At 71.9% G+C, this 15,761-nt stretch carries 11 protein-coding genes; 7 read left to right on the top strand and 4 right to left on the bottom strand.

Going from position 1 to position 15,761, the window contains the following annotated elements:
* Window positions 1-146 precede the first annotated feature (146 nt).
* The 4 genes from ACIBJF_RS04190 to ACIBJF_RS04175 form a co-directional block, all read right to left on the bottom strand.
* Complete coding sequence (locus tag ACIBJF_RS04190; RefSeq protein WP_399172121.1) at window positions 147-2,534, bottom strand: DUF3488 and DUF4129 domain-containing transglutaminase family protein; 2,388 nt, start codon at window positions 2,532-2,534, stop codon at window positions 147-149.
* A complete protein-coding gene (locus tag ACIBJF_RS04185; protein ID WP_399172120.1) occupies window positions 2,531-3,892 on the bottom strand; it encodes a DUF58 domain-containing protein in 1,362 nt (453 codons plus the stop codon). The genes ACIBJF_RS04190 and ACIBJF_RS04185 overlap by 4 nt, the downstream gene beginning before the upstream one ends.
* Window positions 3,892-4,932 (bottom strand): MoxR family ATPase, encoded by a 1,041-nt coding sequence (locus ACIBJF_RS04180; protein WP_351800383.1) that lies wholly within the window; start codon window positions 4,930-4,932, stop codon window positions 3,892-3,894. Before ACIBJF_RS04180 ends, ACIBJF_RS04185 begins: the two co-directional genes overlap by 1 nt.
* Before the next feature lie 260 nt (window positions 4,933-5,192).
* Window positions 5,193-5,741 (bottom strand): carbonic anhydrase, encoded by a 549-nt coding sequence (locus ACIBJF_RS04175; RefSeq protein WP_351800386.1) that lies wholly within the window; start codon window positions 5,739-5,741, stop codon window positions 5,193-5,195.
* Between the two features lie 418 nt (window positions 5,742-6,159).
* Here ACIBJF_RS04175 and rsmH point away from each other — a divergent pair, with 418 nt between their 5' ends.
* The 7 genes from rsmH (at window position 6,160) to murD (ending at window position 15,711) form a co-directional block, all read left to right on the top strand.
* Window positions 6,160-7,116, top strand: a complete 957-nt coding sequence (gene rsmH, locus ACIBJF_RS04170) for a 16S rRNA (cytosine(1402)-N(4))-methyltransferase RsmH (RefSeq protein ID WP_399172119.1) — start codon at window positions 6,160-6,162, stop codon at window positions 7,114-7,116.
* Window positions 7,117-7,530: 414 nt separating this feature from the next.
* A complete protein-coding gene (locus ACIBJF_RS04165; RefSeq protein ID WP_399172117.1) occupies window positions 7,531-8,115 on the top strand; it encodes a septum formation initiator family protein in 585 nt (194 codons plus the stop codon).
* Window positions 8,116-8,120: 5 nt separating this feature from the next.
* Complete coding sequence (locus ACIBJF_RS04160; RefSeq protein WP_399172115.1) at window positions 8,121-10,085, top strand: peptidoglycan D,D-transpeptidase FtsI family protein; 1,965 nt, start codon at window positions 8,121-8,123, stop codon at window positions 10,083-10,085.
* 41 nt (window positions 10,086-10,126) lie between these two features.
* Window positions 10,127-11,782, top strand: a complete 1,656-nt coding sequence (locus tag ACIBJF_RS04155) for a UDP-N-acetylmuramoyl-L-alanyl-D-glutamate--2,6-diaminopimelate ligase (RefSeq protein WP_399172114.1) — start codon at window positions 10,127-10,129, stop codon at window positions 11,780-11,782.
* 28 nt (window positions 11,783-11,810) lie between these two features.
* Window positions 11,811-13,217 (top strand): UDP-N-acetylmuramoyl-tripeptide--D-alanyl-D-alanine ligase, encoded by a 1,407-nt coding sequence (murF, locus tag ACIBJF_RS04150; protein WP_399172113.1) that lies wholly within the window; start codon window positions 11,811-11,813, stop codon window positions 13,215-13,217.
* Complete coding sequence (mraY, locus tag ACIBJF_RS04145) at window positions 13,217-14,287, top strand: phospho-N-acetylmuramoyl-pentapeptide-transferase (RefSeq protein ID WP_351801111.1); 1,071 nt, start codon at window positions 13,217-13,219, stop codon at window positions 14,285-14,287. Before murF ends, mraY begins: the two co-directional genes overlap by 1 nt.
* Window positions 14,269-15,711: a UDP-N-acetylmuramoyl-L-alanine--D-glutamate ligase gene (gene murD, locus ACIBJF_RS04140; RefSeq protein ID WP_399172111.1), complete on the top strand. Its 1,443-nt coding sequence runs from the start codon at window positions 14,269-14,271 to the stop codon at window positions 15,709-15,711. Before mraY ends, murD begins: the two co-directional genes overlap by 19 nt.
* The last annotated feature ends 50 nt before the right edge of the window (window positions 15,712-15,761 follow it).

Here is a 15,761-nt window from a genome sequence, read left to right as displayed (position 1 = left end):
CGGTTTTGTGGTGGGGGGGGCGGGGCGCCCTCCCCCTCCCGGTCTTTCCGCCCGCGCCCGGGTTTTGGCCCCCCCCCGCCCCGGCGCGCCCCCCCCCCCGGGGGGGGGGGCCCCCCCCGGGGGGGGCCCCCCCCTCACCCATGCTCTCAGCCCCGCTGCTGCGACGGCCGGCGCAAACCGCCGGGCCGGGCCCCCGACACCCGCGCCCTGAGCGCCGCCCAGCGGGCCGACACCGCCCACAGCACCCGCACCGACGAGCGGGGCAGGAACAGCGCCCGCAGCCGTGTACCGGTGCTCGCCGGGCCGCGCAGCCCCTCGATCACCCGGCGCACGTCCGCCGCCGTACCTGCCGCCGGGCGCGGCCGGGGCGCGTACAGCACCTGTTCCACCGCGTCCGCGACCCGGTGCACCGCGGCACCGGCCGCCGCGTCCAGCCGCCCGAGCTCGACGATCCGGGCGGCCGCCCGGCGTGGCGTCAGCGACTCGTCCGGCGCGATGCCGTGGTCCCAGGCGCTGTCCGCCAACTCCTGCCAGGCCGCGAGGGCGTGCGCCGCCGCGCCCTGCTCGGTCCGGGCGTGCCCGCCGAGCCGCACCGAGCGCACCCGCATCCGCCACAGCAGCGGCGACAGCGGAATCGCCAGCACCACCAGCGCGGCCAGGCCGATCAAGAGATACCACCACGGGCCCGTGCCCCCGCCGCCGCTGTGCGGGGCCGCCGCGGCGGACGCGGTGTCGCAGCCCTGCACCTTGATCAGCTCGGGCGTGCAGCTCCGGCTCGGCGAGGCCGCCGCCGAGGGCGCCGAGGACGACTGGTGCGAGGGCAGGGTCTGGTCCGGCAGCGAGGTCCCGGGCGTGTCCGACTGGGTGTACGACGGCACGGTGCCGCGGGTCGGGGTCGGCTCGAAGCGGGTCCAGCCCACCCCCTCGAAGTACAGCTCCGGCCAGGCGTGCGCGTCCTTCTGGTTCACCGCGACCCTGCCGTCGGGCTGCGGGGTGCCGGGCGCGAAGCCCACCGCGACCCGGGCCGGGATGCCGAGGGTGCGGGCCATCGCCGCCATGGCGAAGGAGAAGTGGACGCAGAAGCCCTCCTTCTTCCTCAGGAAGTTCGCGATGGCGTCGGGGCCGCGGCCGACCTCGACCTGGGTGTCGTACTGGAAGCCGCCCGTCACGGCGAAGTAGTCCTGGAGCTTGACCGCCTCCTCGTAGTGGCTGCGGGCGCCCGCCGTGATCTCCTTGGCGGTCCTCGCCACCACCTTCGGCAGCGCGGACGGCACCTTGGTGTACTCGCGCTCCAGGGCCGCCGGCGGCTCCGGCGCGGTGGACAGCTGCTCGGCGGTCGGCTGCACGTCCAGGCTGGTCACCTGGTAGGTCTCGCCACGCGTGGTCTGACCGCGGTCGCCGACCAGGGTCATGCCGACCGGCTCGTAGCGCCAGCGGCCGCCGATCTTCACCCCGCTCGGCGGGTACGGCATCGGCAGCCAGTCCTGGGCGTACCAGTCCGACGCCGAGACGGTGGTCGTCACCGTGCCGCGCTTGACGTCCCCGTCGAGGCCGACGGGCGTGGGGAACCGGGCCGGTACGCCGACGATGTGCCGCTGGGCGGGCTTCCACGTGGTGCCGTCGAAGTCGTCCAGGGACACTATCCGCAGATACAGGTCCGAGATGTCGTTCGTGCTGGTCTTCAGGGACAGCACCTGGCGGTCGTTGTTCGTGTTCAGGCTGTCGCGCAGCGACACCAGCGGGTTGACCGCGGAGATCGTGCCCCCGTTGCCGTTGCCCGCCCCCACGCCCGTGCCGGCGGCGTCCAGCAGGCCTCCCTGCATCGCGGGCAGGGCGAGCGGCACCACCAGGGCGGCGCCGAGCGCGACCGCACCGATCCGGCGTCCGGTGCGCGCCGGGGCCACCGCGCCGCCCTCCGGGGAGCCGGGGGAACGGGCGGCGCCACCGAAGACCCGGCCCCACTGCGCCAGCCGGTCCCTGCCCTCCGCGAGCAGCAGCATCAGATAGCCGGCCGCCGCCACCAGGAACCACAGCCAGTCGGCCCCGCCGTCGGACAGCCCGGCGGCCACCGAGTACAGCGCGAGCAGCGGCAGCCCGGCCGGGGCCGCACTGCGGAAGGTCACCGCGAGCGTGTCCACCAGCAGGCCGATCACGAGCACGCCGCCGATCAGCATCAGCTTGATGCCGTCCGTCAGCGGCGCCGGTATGGCGTACTCGCTGACGTCGTTCGAGCCCTGCTGGAGCAGGTCGGCGAAGTGCCGGAAGGCGTCCGGGCCGGGGATCAGCCCGGCGACGGCGTACTCCCGGGCGAAGACCAGCGTCAGCAGCATCAGGGTGACCAGCGCCTGTGCCGCCACGGTCAGCGGCCGACCCAGCGGCACCCGGCGGGCCGCCGCGCCCACCCCGGTCTGCACGGCCACCAGCGGGACCAGCTGCAGCAGCCAGGTCGGCTCGGCCACCAGGGGCAGCAGTGCACAGGAGGCCATCAGCGTGGCCGCCGCCGCGCACAGTGCGAGTCGGGCCCGCCCGCTCATCGCGTCGCCTCCCCGCCCACCGCGGCCAGGCCCGAGCGCTCCCGGTCCGCCTGCTGCCACAGCGCGTTCAGTCCGGCGCCGCGCGGCACGCTCAGCGCCGTCCAGCCCGCCTCGCGCAGCATCCGCAGCCGCTCGGCGTGCCGGTCGCCGGGCCGCGGCACATCGGCCGCCTCCCGCGCCCAGGTGTCCGGGTCCAGCACGAAGGCGACCGCACCGCCGCTGCGCCGGCTCATCTTGGCGACCGTCGCGGCCTGCTCCTCGTCCAGGTCGCCCAGGAAGGCGATCAGCAGCCCCTCGTTGCCCCCGCGCAGCACGTCGTACGCCCGGGACAGGCCCGTGCCGTCGGAGTGGTCGATCACCGCGAGGGTGTCCATCATCAGCCCGGCCGCCTCCGCGGTCTCCTGCCCGGTGCCCGCGAACCCGTCGGCGCCCTCTCCCGGCACCGCACTGCCGCTGTCGGTCAACAGGCGTACCGAGAAGCCGCGTTCGAGCATGTGCACCAGCACCGAGGCGGCACCGGAGACGGTCCACTCGAAGGCCGAGTCGGGGCCCGCGCCCTCGTAGGCACCGCCCCGCGTGTCCAGCAGGACGGTGCACCGCGAGCGACGGGGCTGCTCCTCGCGGCGTACCATCAACTCGCCGTAGCGCGCGGTGGACCGCCAGTGCACCCGGCGCAGATCGTCGCCGTAGCGATAGCCGCGCGGGATCACGTCGTCCTCGCCGGCCAGGGCCAGCGAGCGCTGCCGCCCGTCGCCGTACCCATTGGCCTCGCCGCTGAAGCGGACCGGGGCGAGCGGCTCCACGCGCGGGATGACCGTGAGGGTGTCGAACGTCGAGAAGGAACGGGTGAGTTCGCACATCCCGAACGGGTCCGTAAGGCGCAGCTGCAGCGGGCCCAGGGGATAGCGGCCGCGCAGATCGGAGCGGACCCGGTAGGACACCTCGCGGCGGCCGCCCGGCTCCATCCGGTCCAGCACGAACCTCGGGCGCGGCCCGAGGACGTAGGGCACCCGGTCCTGGAGCATCAGCAGGCCGGTGGGCAGCCGGGAGACGTTGTCCATCCGCAGGTGCACCCGGGCCTCGCTGCCGGCCGGCACGCGCGCGGGGGAGAGCCGGCGGGTGCCGGCCACCCGGTAGCGCGTGCGGTACACCACGGTCGCGCAGGTCAGCGGCAGTGCGGCCAGCAGCAGGCCGACCCGCAGCAGATCGCTCTGCCCCAGGACGTACGCACAGATCGCGGCCGCGATGCCGGCCGCCAGGAAGGAACGGCCGCGGGTCGTCAGGCCCGTCAGGGCCGTACGGACGCCGCCGCTCTCGCCGCGGTCGGCCTCCGCCTGCCCCGTCCCCCCGGCGCTCATCACAGACTCCGCGGGGGCTGCTGGGGATACGCCGGAACGCCGTGACCGAGGCCGTGGAAGCCGCTCTGCGGGCCCGGCGCCGCGGGCACCGGGGTGTGCTGGAGGATCTCCTGCACGACCTGCTCGGCCGTACGGCGGTTCAGCTGGGCCTGGGCGGTGGGCAGCAGACGGTGCGCGAGGACGGCGACGGCGAGTGCCTGGACGTCGTCCGGCAGCGCGTACTCCCGGCCGGCGAGGGCCGCGGACGCCTTCGCGGCGCGCAGGAGATGCAGCGTCGCGCGCGGGGAGGCGCCGAGTCTGAGGTCGGGGTGCGTGCGGGTGGCGGCGACCAGCTCCACCGCGTACCGCCGGACCGGCTCGGCGACGTGCACGGTGCGCACGGCCTCGATCAGCTTCACGATCTCGTGCGCGTGCGCCACCGGCTGCAGGTCCGCCAGCGGGCTCACCCCGCCGTGGATGTCGAGCATCTGCAACTCGGCCTCCACGCTCGGGTAGCCGACGGAGACCCGGGCCATGAAACGGTCGCGCTGGGCCTCGGGCAGCGGGTAGGTGCCCTCCATCTCGACCGGGTTCTGCGTGGCCACCACCATGAAGGGGCTGGGCAGTTCATAGGTCTGCCCGTCGATGGTGACCTGCCGCTCCTCCATGGACTCCAGTAGCGCCGACTGGGTCTTGGGCGAGGCGCGGTTGATCTCGTCGCCGATCACGATCTGCGCGAAGATGGCACCCGGCTTGAACTCGAAGTCCCGGCGCTGCTGGTCCCAGATGGACACACCGGTGATGTCCGAGGGCAGCAGGTCGGGTGTGAACTGGATGCGCCGCACGGAGCAGTCGATGGACCGTGCCAGCGCCTTGGCCAGCATCGTCTTGCCCACTCCGGGGACATCCTCGATCAGCAGGTGGCCCTCGGCGAGCAGCACGGTCAGCGCGAGCCGTACGACCTCGGGCTTGCCCTCGATCACGCCCTCCACCGAACCGCGCACCCGCTCCACCGTGGCGGTCAGATCAGTGAGGCTCGCTCGATCGTCATAGGTCGTCACCCGGCCCTCCTCGGCCCGTTCTATACGGGCCGACGCTGCGTGCGAAACCGGCCCACCCCGAAACACGGACACCACGCGGGAAAGGTTCCGCGCGACGCCACACCCCGCATTCTTGCCGCCGTTACCGATTCGTGTCACTCGCCTGTGGACAACTGCCCGCACTATGTCGGTCTTACGTCCCTTTGACCGCATCTTCGATACGGCGGTACGGCGGTACGGCGATGGCGGGATGCTTCCGGGGCGGCCGGCCGGTGTGCCGGTCAGGCCGGGTCGACCTCGCGCAGCAGACCGGTGCGCACGTCGAAGACGAAACCGCGCACGTTGTCGGTGTGCAGCAGGAACGGCGAGGTGCGCACGCGCTGCATGGACTGGCGCACGTCCTGGTCGACGTCCCGGAAGGCCTCCACGGCCCAGGCCGGTCGCTGGCCGACCTCCATCTCCAGGTCGTGCCGGAAGTCCTCGGTGATGGTCTCCATGCCGCATCCGGTGTGGTGGATGAGCACGACGCTGCGGGTGCCGAGCGCCCGCTGGCTGATGGTCAGGGAGCGGATCACGTCGTCGGTGACGACTCCGCCCGCGTTGCGGATGGTGTGACAGTCGCCGAGCTGCAGACCGAGCGCGGCGTGCAGGTCGAGACGGGCGTCCATGCAGGCCACGACCGCGACCTTGAGAACGGGACGGGCGTCCATTCCAGGGTCGGTGAACTCGGCGGCGTACGCCTGGTTGGCCTCGACCAGGCGGTCCGTCACGGTGCCGCCTTCGGTTATGGCGCCTTCGGATCCAGTGGGCACTGCTGCGGAAGTCGTCATACTCAAGACGTTACTGGTCACCCCCGGTCCCGTCCTCCTGTGAGAGCGGGACAAAAAACGTCATCGTGGCTTGTTGTGAGCTATCCCATAGGGAGGGCAAACCTGCCCCGGACGGGTGAATCCCGTCGGATTGCGGCGCCCGACGCGATGCGGTAGGCGACGCGCAGGCCGGTTGATTGACCGCGAGACAGGGTGGACTAAAGTGACGCGAAGCGGGAGACGCGGCTCTCCCCGCTGGTAAAACCCCGGAGACCCCGGCTCACCCCGGACCGTCTCCCCACGTGCGCGGCGCGTACGTACGGCTCGGCCTCCTCCCGCTCCCGGTCCGGCTGACGCTTCCGGCGCCGGCAGGCCTCCCCTACACGAGCTGGCGGGGACCCGGCGGTGCGTGCGGCCCGCCGGAAGATGAGAGGCCCCCTTGAGCCAGAGTCGACACGTCCCGGTGATGCTCCAGCGGTGCCTGGACCTGCTGGCGCCCGCCCTGGAGCGCCCGGGAGCGGTGGTCGTCGACTGCACCCTCGGCCTCGGCGGACACAGCGAGGCGCTGCTGACCCGCTTCCCCGAGGCACGGCTGATCGGTCTCGACCGGGACAAGGAGGCGCTGCGCCTGACGGGTGAGCGGCTGGCGCCCTACGGTGAGCGCGCCACCCTCGTGCACGCCGTCTACGACGAGCTGCCCGACGTACTCGAAAAGCTCCGCATCGCGCGCGTGCAGGGCGTCCTGTTCGACCTCGGGGTCTCCTCCATGCAGCTGGACGAGGCCGACCGCGGCTTCGCCTACGCCCAGGACGCGCCGCTGGACATGCGGATGGACCAGACGGCCGGCATCAGTGCCGCGGAGGTCCTGAACACCTATCCGGCGGGCGAGCTCGTGCGGATCCTGCGCGCGTACGGCGAGGAGAAGCAGGCCAAGCGGATCGTGGGTGCGATCGTGCGTGAGCGCGAGAAGGAGCCGTTCACCAACAGCGCGCGGCTGGTCGAGCTGATCCGGGACGCCCTGCCGCAGGCCGCCAAGCGCACCGGCGGCAATCCCGCCAAGCGCACGTTCCAGGCGCTGCGCATCGAGGTCAACGGCGAACTGTCCGTCCTGGAGCGGGCGATCCCGGCGGCGGTGAAGGCCCTGGACGTCGGCGGCCGCATCGCCGTGCTCGCGTACCACTCGCTGGAGGACCGTCTGGTCAAGCAGGTCTTCGCGGCCGGCGCGGCCTCCACAGCGCCCCCCGGCCTGCCGGTCGTGCCCGAGCGCTACCAGCCGCGGCTCAAGCTGCTCACCCGGGGTGCCGAACTTCCCACCGAGGAAGAGGTCGCCGAGAACCGCCGGGCCGCACCCGCCAGGCTGCGCGGCGCCGAACGCATCAGGGAGGACGCCGAGTGACGGGGACGGGTCGGTTGGATTCCCGCACGCACCGGGGGGCTCACGGGGATTCCCGGCCTCACCAGGGGAGCCGGGGACATTCCCGGACTCGCCAGGGGGGTCGAGAGGGCTTCCGGAGGCGCTGGGTGACTCGCGGGGGTTGCGGGGCTCTCCAGGGGGTTCGCGCGGATTCCCATCCCCGGACGCTCCGGGTGGCTCGCGGGACCTGCCGGGCTCTCCGGAACAGGAGCACGGATTCCCATCCCCGGATGCACCGGGGGACCGGTGAGGTGTCCGGGACTCTCCGGGAGTACCGGGCGGACCTCAGGACTCTCCGGGAGCGTCGCGACGGTTCCCGTACCCGCCCGGAGTGCCTCGCGACGTCCCGCACCGACCGGCGGAGCTGTGAGGGCCCCCGCACCGACCGGGGGAGCCGTGGGTAGGACACCTCAGCTGAAGGGACGGGCCGCGCGGCTGGCGCGGCTTTTTCCGGCCGGCCGGGCGCGGGCCGCCCGTACCCCGTTCGTCCTGCTCGTCGTCCTGCTCCTCGGCGGCGGCCTCATCGGGCTGCTGGTGCTCAACTCCGCGCTGAGCGAAGGCTCGTTCAAACTCGCCGACCTGCAGAAGCGGACGAAGAACCTCACGGACGAGGAACAGGCCCTCCAGCGGGACATCGACGCCTACTCCTCTCCCGACGCCCTCCAGCGCCGCGCCCGCGAACTCGGCATGGTCCCCGGAGGCGACCCGGCGTTCCTCGGTCCCGACGGCACGGTCAAGGGCGTCCCGAGCGCCGCCGCCCCCGAGTCCGCCGCCTTCACCGACCCGGTCGCCCCCGAGGCCCTGACCCCGCCGCCCGCGTCCCCTTCCACGACCGCGGCCGCACCCGCCACCTCGGCCTCGGTCACGCCCTCCGCACAGGGCCGGCCCCTGTCGGCCCCCATCGCCTCCGCCCCCGCGGGGGCCATTCCCCCGCCTCCCTCCACCCCCCAGCCCACCCCCACCCCGACCCCCGGCAGGTGACGGAAGTGTCCGACAGGGAACCGCCGCGCCGTCATGTGCCCGGGCCGGCCAGGCCGCCGCGGCCGAGGAGCGCCGTGCGGCGGCAGCCGGAACCCGGTGCGCGTCCGGTGCGGCGGCCGAGTGCTGCTCGGCCGCCGTATCAGCGCCCGCTCCGACTCGGCAGCCCGCGGCCCCGGCTGCGCCTGGTCAGCCTCACGCTGACCCTGGTCCTGATCGCCTTCGTGCTACGCCTGCTCCAGGTGCAGGCCGTCGACGCCAGCGCGTACGCCGCGCGGGCCGAGCAGAACCGGTATGTCGTGCACACGCTGGCCGCCGAGCGCGGCGGGATCACCGACCGCAACGGCGTGGCCCTCGCCATCAGCGAGGACGCGTACGACATCACGGCCGACCCGACGATGTTCGACAGGAAGCAGCTGAAGGTCGGCGACGGCCCGGAGCAGGCCGCCGCGCTGCTCTCGCCGATCCTCGGGCAGAGCCAGGGCGAGCTCGTGAAGAAGCTGCGGCCGAAGAACCGGAACTCCCGCTACGCCCGGCTCGCCACCCGGCAGACCCCGCAGGTCTGGAAGCAGATCAAGGACCTGAAGAGCGCGCTCGCCAAGAAGTCGGAGACGGACAAGAACACCGTCAACGTGCTCGCCGGCGTCTTCGCCGACCCGAGCAGCCAGCGGGTGTACCCCAACGGCGACCTCGCCGCCGGGATACTGGGCTGGGTCAACGCCGACGGCCAGGGCGGCGGCGGCATCGAGCAGAAGCTGAACAAGCAGCTGTCCGGCAAGGACGGCAAGATCCGCTACGCCCAGTCCGGGGGGCGTGAGGTGCCCACCGCGGGATCGGCGGAGACGCCCGCCGTGCCCGGTTCCGACGTCGAGCTGACCATCGACCGCGACATCCAGTGGGCCGCGCAGAACGCCATCACCGAGCAGGTGAAGAAGTCCAAGGCCGACCGCGGTTACGTCATCGTCCAGGACACCCGCACCGGGCAGATCCTGGCCATGGCCAACTCGCCCGGCTTTAACCCGAACGACCTGTCCAAGGCGGACTCCGCCGCCCTGGGCAACGCGGCCATCCAGGACGCCTACGAGCCCGGCTCCACCGCCAAGGTGATGTCCATGGCGGCCGTGCTGGAGGAGAACGCGGCCACCCCGCTCACCCACGTCGTCGTACCGAACCGGCTGCACCGCGGCGACCGGCTCTTCTCCGACGACGTCGACCACGGCACCTGGTACCTCACGCTGAACGGCGTCCTTGCCAAGTCCAGCAACATCGGCACCATCCTGGCCACCGGACAGCTCGGCAAGACCCAGCCCGAGGCCAACAAGGTCCTCTACTCCTACCTGCGCAGGTTCGGCATCGGCAGCTACACCGGACTCGGCTTCCCGGGCGAGACCCCGGGCATCCTCGCGCCGTACCAGAAGTGGTCCACCTCGCAGCAGTACACGATTCCTTTCGGCCAGGGCTTCTCCATCAACGCCGTCCAGGCCGCCTCCGTCTACTCGACCATCGCCAACGGCGGGGTCCGGGTCGAGCCGACCCTGGTGCGCGGCACCAAGGGCGCCGACGGCCGCTTCACTCCCGCGCCCAAGGCCAAGGAGACCCGCGTGGTCAGCGCGAAGACGGCCAGGGCCCTCGCCCGGATGCTGGAGTCGGTCGTGGACGACGAGCAGGGCACCGGAGTCAAGGCCCGCATCCCCGGGTACCGCGTCGCGGGCAAGACCGGCACGGCCAACCGCGTGGATCCGGCCACCGGCAAGTACCACGGGTACACCTCGTCGTTCGCCGGCTTCGCACCCGCGGACAACCCCCGCGTCACCGTCTACTGCGCCATCCAGAACGCCACCTCCGGAAGCTACTTCGGCGGTCAGATCTGCGGTCCCGTCTACAAGCAGGTGATGGAGTTCGCCCTGAAGACCCTCCAGGTCCCGCCGACCGGCGCGCGGCCCGCCAACCTGCCCGTCGACTACAAGCCCTGACGCACGCCCTGATCAGCAACCGAAACACCAGGAACGAGCCCGTGACGACGATCACCCCCGATGCCGGGAACCAAGGGGACGACAACCCCTCACTTCGCTCCGGAGCGGGTACGCCCGGTACGCTCACCGCCGTGCCACACGCTGATCAGTCCCAAATCACCCAGAAGGGCCAACCCGTGACATATCCGGGACTGCCCAGGCCGACGCTGCTTCCCGCCACACCCCTCGCGGAGCTCGCCGACCAGCTGGGTGTCACCGCGCCGGAGGGCGCCGCCGAGGTCAAGGGCATCACCCACGACTCGCGCGCCGTCCGCCCCGGCGACCTGTACGCCGCCCTCCCGGGCGCCCGGCTGCACGGCGCCGACTTCGTCACCCAGGCCGCGAGCCTGGGCGCCGTCGCCGTGCTGACCGACCCCGCGGGCGCCGAGCGCGCCGCGGCGACCGGACTGCCCGTCCTGGTCGTCGAGGACCCGCGCGCCCGGATGGGCGAGCTGGCGGCGACGATCTACCGCCACCCGGGCCGCGACCTGCTCCAGATCGGCATCACCGGCACCTCCGGCAAGACCACCACCGCCTATCTCGTCAAAGGCGGCCTGGACGCGTCCCGCCCCGCCGGCCTCATCGGCACGGTGGAGATCCGCATCGGCGACGAGCGCATCAAGTCGGAGCGCACCACTCCCGAAGCCACCGACCTCCAGGCCCTCTTCGCCGTCATGCGCGAAGGGGGCGTCGAGGCGGTCGCCATGGAGGTCTCCAGCCACGCCCTGGTCCTCGGCCGGGTGGACGGCTGTGTCTTCGACATCGCCGTGTTCACCAACCTCAGCCCGGAACACATGGAGTTCCACTCCGACATGGAGGACTACTTCCGGGCCAAGGCGCAGCTGTTCACGCCGGAACGCAGCAGACTCGGCGTGATCAACGCCGACGACGCGTACGGCCGCCGGCTGGCCGAGGAGGCCACGGTCCCCGTCGTCACCTTCTCCGCCGAGGGCCACTCCGACGCCGACTGGCGCGCCGAGGACGTCCAGGTCGGTCCCATGAACTCGACGTTCACCGTCCTCGGCCCGAACGGCGAGCGGATCCACGCCAAGTCGCCGATCCCCGGCCCCTTCAACGTGGCGAACACCCTCGCCGCCATCGTCGCCCTCGCTGCCGCCGGGCTCGACCCGCAGACCGCGGCCGACGGCATCGCCGCCGTCCCGGGGGTCCCCGGCCGGCTGGAGCGGGTGGACGCCGGGCAGCCCTACCTCGCGGTCGTGGACTACGCCCACAAGACCGACGCCGTCGAGTCCGTGCTCAAGGCGCTGCGGAAGGTCACCAAGGGCCGGCTGCACATCGTGCTCGGCTGCGGCGGCGACCGCGACCAGACCAAGCGCGCCCCGATGGGCGCCGCCGCGGCCCGGCTCGCCGACACCGCCGTACTGACCTCCGACAACCCCCGCTCCGAGGACCCCCTCGCGATCCTCGCGACCATGCTCCAGGGCGCCGCCTCCGTGCCCGCGCACGAGCGTGGCGAGGTGCTCCTGTTCGAGGACCGGGCCGCCGCGATCGCCGCCGCCGTGGGCCGCGCCCAGGCCGGCGACACCGTGCTGGTCGCGGGCAAGGGGCACGAGCAGGGCCAGGACATCGCCGGCGTGGTCCGTCCCTTCGACGACCGCCAGGTGCTCCGCGAAGCCATCCAGAAAACCCAGGGATGAAAATCCAGAAGACCCAGGGGATGAACTTGTGATCGCCCTCTCCCTCGCCGAGATCGCAGCAGTCGTCGGCGGGCAGACGCACGACATACCGGATCCGTCCGTCGAGGTCACGGGACCGGTCGTCCGGGACTCCCGCGAGGTGCTCCCCGGCAGCCTGTTCGCCGCGTTCGTCGGTGAACGCGTGGACGGCCACGACTACGCACCGCAGGTGATCGAGGCGGGCGCGGTCGCCGTACTGGCGTCGCGCCCGGTCGGTGTGCCCGCGATCGTCGTCGACGACGTCCAGACCGCGCTCGGCGCCCTCGCCCGGCACGTCGTACGCCGGCTCGGCGCGACCCTCGTCGCCCTGACCGGCTCGGCGGGCAAGACCAGCACCAAGGACCTGATCGCGCAGGTGCTCCAGCGCAAGGCGCCGACGGTGTTCACGCCCGGCTCGCTGAACAACGAGATCGGGCTGCCGCTGACCGCCCTGTCCGCCACCGAGGAGACGAGGTTCCTCGTGCTGGAGATGGGCGCCCGCGGCATCGGCCACATCCGCTACCTCACCGACCTCACGCCCCCCAAGATCGGACTGGTCCTCAACGTCGGCACCGCCCACATCGGCGAGTTCGGCGGCCGCGAGCAGATCGCCCAGGCCAAGGGCGAACTCGTCGAAGGCCTGCCCGAGGACGGCGCCGCGATCCTCAACGCCGACGACCCGCTGGTCCGTGCCATGGCCGCCCGTACCAAGGCGAAGGTGGTCCTTTTCGGAGAGTCGGCCGAAGCGGACGTACGCGCCGAGAACGTGCGACTCACGGACAGCGGACAGCCCTCCTTCAGGCTTCTCACACCCTCCGGTGCATGCGATGTGACCATGCGCCTGTACGGTGAGCATCACGTGTCGAACGCGCTCGCCGCGGCCGCCGTCGCCCATGAGCTGGGCATGTCCGCGGAAGAGATCGCCACCGCGCTCTCCGAGGCGGGCTCCCTCTCCCGCTGGCGCATGGAGGTCACCGAGCGCCCGGACGGCGTGACCATCGTCAACGACGCCTACAACGCCAACCCCGAGTCCATGCGGGCCGCCCTTCGGGCGCTCGCGGCCATGGGCAAGGGGCGCCGCACGTGGGCGGTGCTCGGCAAGATGGCCGAGCTGGGGGACGAGGCGCTCGCCGAGCACGACGCCGTCGGACGGCTCGCCGTCCGGCTCAACGTCAGCAAGCTCGTCGCCGTCGGGGGGATTGAGGCCTCCTGGCTGCAACTGGGCGCATATAACGAGGGTTCGTGGGGTGAGGAGTCGGTGCACGTGTCCGACGCACAGGCGGCGATCGACCTGTTGCGCAGCGAGTTGCGCCCGGGGGACGTCGTGCTCGTGAAGGCGTCCCGTTCGGTGGGTCTGGAGAGCGTTGCCCAGGCGCTCGTCGAGACCGGTGCCGAGGGCGAGGTTGCCGCCCGATGATGAAGCAGATCCTGTTCTCAGGAGTCATTGGCCTGTTCCTGACGCTGATCGGCACGCCGCTGCTGATCAAGCTTCTGGCCCGCAAGGGCTACGGCCAGTACATCCGTGACGACGGTCCGCGTGAGCACGCCAGCAAGCGCGGTACGCCGACCATGGGCGGTATCGCCTTCATCCTGGCGACGATCGCGGCGTACTTCCTGAGCAAGCTCATCACCGGTTACCCGCCCACCTACTCCGGGGTGCTGGTCCTCGGCCTGATGTTCGGCATGGGCCTGGTCGGCTTCCTCGACGACTACATCAAGATCGTCAAGCGGCGTTCGCTGGGTCTGCGGGCCAAGGCGAAGATGGCCGGCCAGCTGATCGTCGGCATCGCCTTCGCGGTGCTGTCCCTGATGTTCGCCGACGCGCGCGGCAACACCCCGGCCTCCACCAAGCTGTCCTTCATCACCGACTTCGGCTGGACGATCGGCCCGGTGCTGTTCGTCGTCTGGGCGCTGTTCATGATCCTCGCGATGTCGAACGGCGTGAACCTCACCGACGGTCTGGACGGCCTGGCCACCGGCGCCTCCGTGCTCGTCTTCGGCGCCTACACGTTCATCGGCGTCTGGCAGTTCCAGGAGTCCTGCGCCAACGCGACGACCCTGACCAATCCGGGTGCCTGCTACGAGGTGCGCGACCCGCTCGACCTCGCCGTCGTCGCCTCCGCGCTGATGGGCGCCTGCCTGGGCTTCCTGTGGTGGAACACCTCGCCGGCGAAGATCTTCATGGGCGACACCGGTTCGCTCGCCCTCGGCGGTGTGCTCACGGGCCTGGCCATCCTCTCCCGCACGGAGCTGCTGGTGGCCATCATGGGCGGCCTGTTCGTCCTCATCACCATGTCGGTCGTCATCCAGGTCGGCTCCTTCCGGCTCACCGGCAAGCGCGTCTTCCGGATGGCACCACTCCAGCACCACTTCGAACTCAAGGGCTGGTCCGAAGTCCTGGTGGTGGTCCGATTCTGGATCATCCAGGGCATCTGTGTGATCGTCGGACTTGGCCTCTTCTACGCAGGATGGGCAGCGGACAAGTGATCTCCACCTCGGAGCTCTTCGACTTCCAGGGCAAGCACGTCACCGTCGCCGGGCTCGGTGTCTCCGGCGTCCCGGCGGCCAAGGTGCTGCACGCGCGCGGGGCGATCGTCACGGTCGTCAACGACGGCGACGACGCACGCGCGCGTGAGCAGGCCGCCGGACTTCGGGCGCTCGGCATCACCGTGCGCCTCGGCGACGGGGCGACCCTGCCGGAGGGCACCGAGCTGATCGTCACCGCGCCCGGCTGGAAGCCCGACAAGCCGCTCTTCGCGGCGGCGGCCGAAAGGGGAGTGCCGGTCTGGGGCGACGTGGAGCTGGCCTGGCGCCTGCGCGGTCCCGGCGCGGCGCCCTGGCTGGCCGTCACGGGCACCAACGGCAAGACCACGACCGTGCAGATGCTCGCGTCCATCCTGCGGGCCGCGGGCCTGCGCACGGCCGCCGTCGGCAACATCGGCGTCTCCCTGCTGGACGTCGTGCTCGGGGACGAGGAGTACGACGTCCTCGCCGTGGAGCTGTCCAGCTACCAGCTGCACTGGGCGCCCTCGCTGCGCGCCCACTCGGCCACCGTCCTCAACCTCGCCCCGGACCACCTCGACTGGCACGGCTCGATGGAGGCGTACGCCAAGGACAAGGGCCGTATCTACGAAGGAAATCGGGTCGCCTGCGTCTACAACGTGGCCGACAAGCTCACCGAGGAGCTGGTGCGCGAGGCCGACGTCGAGGAGGGCTGCCGGGCCGTCGGCTTCACCCTCGGCACCCCCGCGCCCTCCCAACTCGGCGTCGTGGACGGCATCCTGGTCGACCGCGCCTTCGTGGAGAACCGGCAGAAGAACGCCCAAGAGCTGGCCGAGGTCTCCGACATCAACCCGCCGGCCCCGCACAACATCGCCAACGCCCTTGCCGCGGCGGCCCTCGCGCGTGCCTTCGGCGTGCCCGCCCAGGCCGTACGGGACGGCCTGAGGGCCTTCCGCCCGGACGCGCACCGCATCGCGCACGTCGCCGACCTCGACGGGGTCGCGTACATCGACGACTCCAAGGCGACCAACACCCATGCCACGGAAGCCTCGTTGGCGGCATATGAGTCGATCGTATGGATTGCGGGCGGATTGGCGAAGGGTGCGACCTTCGACGAACTGGTCGCCAAGTCGGCCAAGCGGCTTCGCGGTGCCGTCCTGATCGGCGCCGACCGTGCGCTGATCCGTGACGCCCTCGCACGACACGCCCCGGAAGTACCCGTGGTCGAGCTCGACCGGACCGACACTGGGGCGATGCTCCAGGCGGTGACGGAGGCCAAGCGGCTCGCTCGGCCCGGCGACACGGTACTGCTGGCCCCGGCCTGCGCCTCCATGGACATGTTCACCAACTACAACGAGCGCGGTGACGCGTTCGCGGCGGCGGTCCGCGAACTCGGCGCGGGCGCCTGACGGCGGGTCTCGGCCACCTGGGGTGCTTCGGGACCCTTGGAGGGACACGT

The sequence above is a fragment of the Streptomyces sp. NPDC050743 genome, assembly GCF_044456925.1.
In the GTDB taxonomy this organism is placed as follows: Bacteria; Actinomycetota; Actinomycetes; order Streptomycetales; family Streptomycetaceae; genus Streptomyces.
This window is presented reverse-complemented; position numbering and strand designations above follow the sequence as displayed.

Excerpts from the sequence above, each read along its gene's own strand:
- ACIBJF_RS04175 (WP_351800386.1), bottom strand. The coding sequence starts at position 5,741 with ATGACGACTTCCGCAGCAGTGCCCACTGGATCCGAAGGCGCCATAACC.
- mraY (WP_351801111.1), top strand. The coding sequence starts at position 13,217 with ATGAAGCAGATCCTGTTCTCAGGAGTCATTGGCCTGTTCCTGACGCTG.
- ACIBJF_RS04190 (WP_399172121.1), bottom strand. The coding sequence starts at position 2,534 with ATGAGCGGGCGGGCCCGACTCGCACTGTGCGCGGCGGCGGCCACGCTG.
- murD (WP_399172111.1), top strand. The coding sequence starts at position 14,269 with ATGGGCAGCGGACAAGTGATCTCCACCTCGGAGCTCTTCGACTTCCAG.
- ACIBJF_RS04185 (WP_399172120.1), bottom strand. The coding sequence starts at position 3,892 with ATGAGCGCCGGGGGGACGGGGCAGGCGGAGGCCGACCGCGGCGAGAGC.